At 72.9% G+C, this 6990-nt stretch carries 6 protein-coding genes; 2 read left to right on the top strand and 4 right to left on the bottom strand.

Annotation, left to right across the window (positions count from 1 at the left end; genetic code table 11):
• Positions 1-9: 9 nt before the first annotated feature.
• From V7E46_RS31350 to V7E46_RS31360, 3 genes are all read right to left on the bottom strand, one after another.
• On the bottom strand, positions 10-1164 hold the full coding sequence (locus V7E46_RS31350; RefSeq protein ID WP_329175284.1) for a GGDEF domain-containing protein: 1155 nt from the start codon (positions 1162-1164) through the stop codon (positions 10-12).
• An 80-nt stretch (positions 1165-1244) separates the two neighbouring features.
• Positions 1245-2045, bottom strand: coding sequence for an enoyl-CoA hydratase/isomerase family protein (locus V7E46_RS31355; RefSeq protein WP_333771582.1), 801 nt, complete (start codon positions 2043-2045; stop codon positions 1245-1247).
• Positions 2046-2121: 76 nt separating this feature from the next.
• Positions 2122-2685 carry a TetR/AcrR family transcriptional regulator gene (locus V7E46_RS31360; protein ID WP_333771583.1) on the bottom strand — a complete coding sequence of 188 codons (564 nt, stop codon included), beginning with the start codon at positions 2683-2685 and terminating at the stop codon, positions 2122-2124.
• A 122-nt stretch (positions 2686-2807) separates the two neighbouring features.
• On the opposite strand from V7E46_RS31360, the gene V7E46_RS31365 reads away from it, so the two are divergent.
• Positions 2808-4241, top strand: a complete 1434-nt coding sequence (locus V7E46_RS31365; RefSeq protein ID WP_333771584.1) for an MFS transporter — start codon at positions 2808-2810, stop codon at positions 4239-4241.
• A gap of 206 nt (positions 4242-4447) precedes the next feature.
• On the opposite strand, the gene V7E46_RS31370 is transcribed toward V7E46_RS31365, so the two are convergent.
• Positions 4448-6205 (bottom strand): acetyl/propionyl/methylcrotonyl-CoA carboxylase subunit alpha, encoded by a 1758-nt coding sequence (locus tag V7E46_RS31370; protein WP_333771585.1) that lies wholly within the window; start codon positions 6203-6205, stop codon positions 4448-4450.
• Between the two features lie 362 nt (positions 6206-6567).
• Here V7E46_RS31370 and V7E46_RS31375 point away from each other — a divergent pair.
• A partial coding sequence (locus tag V7E46_RS31375) for a hypothetical protein (RefSeq protein ID WP_333771586.1) occupies positions 6568-6990 on the top strand: 423 nt, incomplete at its 3' end.

Genomic DNA, 6990 nt, shown 5'->3' on the forward strand with positions numbered 1-6990 from the left:
GCCCCCGGGTCAGAGCGGGTGGCCGCGAAGGCGGCGCCGCTCCGCGGCGACCGGGGGCGGCGGCGAATCGGCAAGGTGGAGGACCGGATCCTCCGGCCCCTCCCGCCCAGCCACCACCGGCCGCGCGGAGCGCAACGCCTTGGCCCGGTACTGCGCGGCATCGGCCAGCCGGAAAAGCCTGCGCGCCGACCGCACCGGCCCGATCGGATCCGCCGTCGAAGCCACGCCGCAGGCGACCCCTTCCCCGACGTCCAGCTCCGCCGCCCGCCGGCACAGCTCCCCGGCCGCCCCCACCACCTCGTCCGCCCCGCTGCCCACGGCGACAATGCAGAATTCGTCCCCGCCCAGCCGCGCGGCCAGGCTGCCGGGCAGCATGGCGCCGCACATGGAGAGCAGCGACCCGAAGCGTTCCAGCAGCCGGTCGCCGACCTCGTGGCCGAGCAGGTCGTTGACCTTCTTGAGCCCGTTGAGGTCGCAGACCATCAGGCTGACGGCCGTACCGTCGGCCCGGTGCCGTTCCAGCGCCTCGTCGAGGCGTACGTCGACGGCCCGGCGGTTGCCCAGGCCGGTGAGGGGATCGGTGAAGGCCAGCTGTTTGACCTCGGCGAGCCGTTCCGTCTGGGCGATGCCGGACGCGATGATCGCGGCCAGCACGGTCGCGAAATCCGCGTCGGGCCGGGCGAACGGCGGCTCCCCGTGGCCGCGGGCGACGTACACCTCGCCCCACGCCCGCCCGTGCAGCACCAGCGGAGCGACCACACAGCTGCCGCGCCCGCGCCGCCGCAGGGCCGCGGCCCTGCCCCAGCTGCTGCCGCCGGGCGAGGCCCCGGTGCCCTCGGACGTCTCGACCCAGGCGTGCGGCTCGCCGCCCCGCGCCCAGCCGCCGTGCAGGAATTCGGCGATCTCGGGGAAGTCGTGCACGGAGTAGGACTCGTCGGCCGGCTCCGGCTCCTCACCGGGGGCGAGGTCGCCGTCGTTGACCAGCACCCGCAGCCGCCCGGTCTCCCGCTCCCACGCGGACACCGCGGCGAAGGACCCGCCCATCGCCAGCCGCGCCCGGTGCGCGCCAGCGCGGGCCGCGTCCTGCGGGGTCTGCGCGGTCGCGAGCGCCTGTGTCAGCTCGACGACCGCCCGGAGCCGTACATCGGCCGTCCCGTCCACCATCTCCCCAGGTTAAGGAGCTTTGCCGGGGTTGGGGCGCTGCTTACGCCGAACGGACTTCCGGTTGACCCGGCTGCCCCGCGCTATTCCCCCGGCCAGTCGGGGGTCCGCTTGCCGTTGAAGGCGGCCACGCCTTCCGCCCGGTCGCCGGAGAAGGCCACCGTGCGCCAGGCCGCGTCCTCGACGTCGAGGCCCGCGCGCAGGTCGAGGCCGTGGCCGAGGCGCAGCGCGCGCTTGGCGGCGCGCAGGCCCACCGGGGAATTGCCGGCGATCGCCTCTGCGAGGCCCAGCGCGGCGGTGCGGGCGCTCTCCCCCTCGGGGGCGAGCCGGTCGACCAGGCCGAGCGTGACGGCCTCCTGCGCGGCGACCCGGCGGGCGGTGAAGATCAGCTCGGCCGCGCGGGCGGCGCCGACCCTGCGGGGCAGCAGCTGGGTGCCGCCGCCGCCGGGGATGACGCCGACCGACACCTCGGGCAGGCCGACCACCGCGGTCGGGTCGGCGACGATCAGGTCGCAGGCGAGGGCGAGTTCGTACCCGCCGCCGAGGGCGTAGCCGTGCACGGCGGCGACGGTCGGCATCGGCAGGTCGAGCACACCCGTGTACGCGGCGCGGGCCAGCGGGCGCTGCCGTCCGAGGTCGGCGTCGGACATCGCGTTGCGCTCCTTGAGGTCGGCCCCGACACAGAAGGCCTTCTCGCTGGAGGAGCTGAGGACGGTGACGCTCACCGTGCGGTCCGCCGCGAGGGCCGCGCAGGCCGCCGCGATGGCCTCGGCCATGGCCGCCGAGACGGCGTTCATCGCCGCGGGCCGGTCGAGCACCAGCTCCGCGACCCGCTGCCCGTGCCGCTCGACCCGCACCCACTCGCCGTACCGCACGTCACCCATCCGCCCGACCCTCCCGGTTAACGACCGTGAACCCCTTCATCCTGCCACGGGGGTCCGACAGGCCCGCCCGGCGCGGCTACTCGCTCCCGGCTCCCACACCCCCGGGCGTCAGGATGCCATTGACGGCGAGGGACATCAGGCGGTCGAAGGTCTGTGTGTCCTCGGGGTTCTTCTCAGCGGCCAGCACGATCGCCGACGTCAGCTTGAGCAGGTCGCCGATGTCGACGCCCGGCCTGACGGCCCCGGCCTCCTGCGCGCGCACCAGCAGCGCGCAGCCCGACTCGCGCAACCGCGTCTTGCACTGGTGCATCCGGCCGTCGGACTGGGCCAGGATCGCCGAGGACAGGCCGCGGTAGGCGGCCGAGTGCGTGGCCACCGCGCGGAGCCAGGCGAAGAGGGCGTCCGCCGGGTCGTCCGCAGTGATCAGCTCCTGGGCGCGCTCGGTCAGGGCGTCCAGCTCCCGGATGAAGACCGCGTTCATCAGCGAGTAGCGGTCGGGGAAGTGCCGGTAGAGCGTGCCGATGCCGACGCCGGCGTGGCGGGCGATGTCCTCGAGCGCGACGTCCGTGCCGTGCACGATGAAGGCCTGCTTGGCCTCTTCGAGCAAGCGGTCGTAGTTGCGCTGTGCGTCTGCCCGCATTCCGTCCTGCCTCCCGGGTGCCGGGGATCGCTTCCCCGAAACCGATTGTAGATCCGGAGGATGTCTCCGTATAGTTTCCGGAGACGCCCTCCGTTTGTCTCTCCGCTGGAGGCTTAGCAGCCATGTCCACGCACGCCGTGCGCGATCAGACTCCGCTCACCCGCACGCCGGCCCCCTCCGGCATGCACTCGTTCTTCGCCCTCGCCGCCATCGTCGGAACCCAGCTGATGCTGCTCCTCGACGCCACCGTGGTGAACGTCGCCCTGCCCGGCATCGGCACGCACCTCGGCTTCTCGCCCACCGGCATGTCCTGGGTGCTCAACGTCTACACCCTCGCCTTCGGCGGTCTGCTGCTGCTCGGCAGCAGGATCGGCGACCTCATCGGCCGGCGTACCGCGCTGGTCTGGGGCGTGTCGGCCTTCACCGTCGCCTCGATAGCCGGCGGTGTCGCCAACGACGCCACCACCTTGCTGATCGCCCGCGGCCTCCAGGGCGCCGCCGCCGCACTGGCCGCGCCCAGCACGCTCGCGCTCATCGCCACGTCCTTCCGCGAGGGCGGCGAGCGCAACCGCGCGCTCAGCGTCTTCTCGGCGATCTCCGGCGCCGGGTCCGCGGTCGGCCTGACCGTGGGCGGCATGCTCACCGACTGGGGCTCCTGGCGCTGGGTGTTCTTCGTCAACATCCCGGTCGGCGTGGCCATCGTGCTGCTCGCGCCGCGCTTCATCAAGGAGACCGAGCGGCACCGCGGCGGCCGGTTCGACATCGCGGGCGCCCTGACCGGCACCCTGGGCATGGCCTCGCTGGTCTACGCCTTCATCCGGGTGGGCGAGAGCAGCTGGACCGACGCCCGCGCGCTGACCACCTTCGTGATCGCCATCGCCCTGCTCGCCTCGTTCCTGATCAACGAGACCCGGGTGGAGCGCCCGCTGGTGGTGCTGCGGCTGTTCACCGACCGCAACAGGGCGCTGGCGTACGGAGTGATGATGCTGCTGCCCGCGGGAATGTTCGGCGTGTTCTACTTCTCGACCCAGTACCTGCAGACGTACCTCGGCTACAGCCCGCTCAAGACCGGCTTCTCCTTCCTGCCGCTGGCCGGACCGCTCTTCCTGGCGGCCAGGGCCGCGCCCCGGCTGCTGGCCCGCTACGGCGCCAAGCGGGTCGCGACCGCCGGCTCGCTCCTCACCCTCGCCGGCGGCGTCTGGATGACCCGGCTGAGCGCGTCCGACGGCTACGCGCAGGGCATCCTTCCCACGCTGGTCCTGATGGGTGTCGGCATGGGCTGCACCATGATGCCGCTGAACACCTTCATCCTGTCCGGCGTCGAGCCCAAGGACGCCGGGTCGGCCTCCGGGCTGCTCCAGACCATGCAGCAGGTCGGCGGCAGCCTGGGCCTGTCGGTGCTCGTGACGGTCTTCGGCACGGTGTCGCGGCACCACCGCCAGGAGCCGTTCATCCACGGCGCGACGGCCGCCTTCACCATGGCGGCGGTCTTCACCTCGGTCGCGCTGCTGCTGGTGCTGTCACTCAGGCAGCCGCGCCAGCACGTACTGCGCTGAGTCCGGCCCGGCACCTGAGCCGGCGTCAAGGCCGTTCCTGAGCTGTGCCCGCCACCGGACGCGGGGGGGGGGGGGGGGGGGGGGGGGGGGGGGGGGGGGGGGGGGGGGGGGGGGGCGCCCCCCCCCCCCCCCCCCCCCCCCCCCCCCCCCCCCCCCCCCCCCCCCCCCCCGCGTTTGCCGCCCGCAGGACCGGCGGGCCGCCCTGCTCAGTCCTTGATCTCGCAGATGACCGCGCCGGAGGAGACCGAGGAGCCGACCTCCGCCTTGAGGCCGATGACGGTGCCGGAGCGGTGCGCGTTGAGCGGCTGCTCCATCTTCATCGCCTCCAGGACGACGATCAGATCGCCCTCGGAGACCTGCTGGTTCTCCTCGACCGCGACCTTGACGATCGTGCCCTGCATGGGCGAGGCCAGCGAGTCGCCGGACGCCGCCGCGGCGGCCTTGGTCGCCGCCCGCCGCTTGGGCTTGGCGCCCGCGGCCAGTCCGGTGCGGGCCAGCGACATGCCCAGCGACGCGGGCAGCGACACCTCAAGGCGCTTGCCGCCGACCTCGACCACGACCGTCTCGCGGCCCTGCGCCTCCTCCTCGTCCACCGCGGGACCGGCGAAGGGCGGGATCGTGTTGACGAACTCGGTCTCGATCCACCGGGTGTGGACGGTGAACGGCCCCTGCGGCGGCGCGAAGGCCGGGTCCACGACCACCGCACGGTGGAAGGGGATCGCGGTGGCCATGCCCTCGACGTGGAATTCGCCCAGCGCGCGGGCCGCCCGCTGGAGCGCCTGCTCCCGGGTGGCGCCTGTGACGACCAGTTTGGCCAGCAGCGAGTCCCAGGCCGGGCCGATGACGCTGCCCGACTCCACACCCGCGTCCAGCCGCACACCGGGTCCTGTGGGCGCGCTGAAGCGGGTCACGGTGCCGGGCGCGGGCAGGAAGTTGCGGCCCGGGTCCTCACCGTTGATGCGGAACTCGAAGGAGTGCCCGCGCAGCGGCGGGTCGCCGTACCCCAGTTCCTCGCCGTCGGCGATGCGGAACATCTCCCGCACCAGGTCGATGCCGGAGACCTCCTCGGTGACCGGGTGCTCGACCTGGAGCCGGGTGTTGACCTCCAGGAAGGAGATCGTGCCGTCCTGCCCGACCAGGAATTCGCAGGTGCCGGCGCCGACGTAGCCCGCCTCGCTCAAGATGGCCTTGGAGGCGGAATACAGCTGCGCGGTCTGCTCCTCGGTCAGATACGGGGCCGGGGCCTCCTCCACGAGCTTCTGGTGCCGGCGCTGGAGCGAGCAGTCGCGCGTGGAGACCACCACGACATTGCCGTGGGTGTCGGCCAGGCACTGCGTCTCCACATGCCGCGGCCGGTCGAGATAGCGCTCGACGAAGCATTCGCCGCGGCCGAAGGCGGCGACCGCCTCGCGGACCGCGGAGTCGTACAGCTCCGGGACCTCCTCCAGGGTGCGGGCGACCTTCAGACCGCGCCCGCCGCCGCCGAAGGCGGCCTTGATGGCGATCGGCAGGCCGTGCTCCTTGGCGAAGCTGACGACCTCTTCGGCGCCCGAGACCGGGTCGGGCGTGCCGGCCACCAGGGGCGCGCCGGCCCGCTGGGCGATGTGCCGGGCGGCGACCTTGTCGCCGAGGTCGCGGATGGCCTGCGGCGGCGGGCCGATCCAGGTCAGACCCGCGTCCAGCACGGCCTGGGCGAACTCGGCGTTCTCCGACAGGAAGCCGTAGCCGGGGTGCACGGCATCGGCCCCCGACTCGGCCGCCGCCGAGAGCACCTTCGCCACGTCCAGATAGCTGGTGGCCGGTGTGTCGCCGCCCAGTGCGTACGCCTCGTCGGCCGCGCGGACATGCAGCGCGTCCCGGTCGGGGTCCGCGTAGACGGCTACGCTGGCAATCCCGGCATCCCGGCAGGCACGGGCGACGCGTACTGCGATTTCACCGCGGTTGGCGATAAGCACCTTGCGCACGATGGCTCCCTCCATGAAACAAGCCGAGTTTAGGTACTGGCCACACTTGCTGCCGAGGCACCCCTGCACGTGAGCTTGCCCACACGGAGGGTGATCCATGGGCCACAACAACCCGTGAACGCCTGCTCAGTCCACGGTACGGCCCCGCTCCCGCCCATGTCCCGCACGACCGGGTGTGGGGGACATCTCGCTCGAAGTCCGTGCACGGAACTGACGTTCTTTTGTGGGAACCCCACGAATAGTGCGCCCAAAGTTTGCGGTCGGGTCCCCCGGACGGGTGAGCCCTGCGCGGACCCTTGCCCGTCGCTTTACTCGTGAGTAGCGTGCGACCCGCACGATTCGGCCGTCGGAGGGGGACAGTTGTGCGCAGAGGTATAGCCATCGGCACGGCCGTGGCCCTGGTGCTCGAAGCCCTCGCGATCGCGTTCGTGAACTGGATACTCGGCCTCGCCGTACGCCATCAGAGGATGTCGCTGGGCGGGCTGAATCCCGACGCCATGGCCGCCGGATCGTGGGTGGGCGGCGGCTTGTTCGCCCTCTTCCTGATCGTCTGCGCGGTGCTGGTGGCCCGTATCGCGGTGCGCGGCCGGATGACGGGCCGGCCGGCCCGTGTCGTGCTCATCGTCTGCGCGGTGGTCCACGGGGTCGCCGGCGCGCTCGTGGTCGGCCTGGTCGGCTGGTACGCCTTCGTGCTGCTGATGCTGATCCTGGGTCTGCTGGTCGCCACCCTGCTGCTCTACGCGCCCGAGGACCAGCCGGGCGCCGCCCCCGCCGCCCCGCCGGCC

This window comes from Streptomyces sp. IBSBF 2435 (assembly GCF_036815005.1).
Lineage (GTDB): Bacteria > Actinomycetota > Actinomycetes > Streptomycetales > Streptomycetaceae > Actinacidiphila.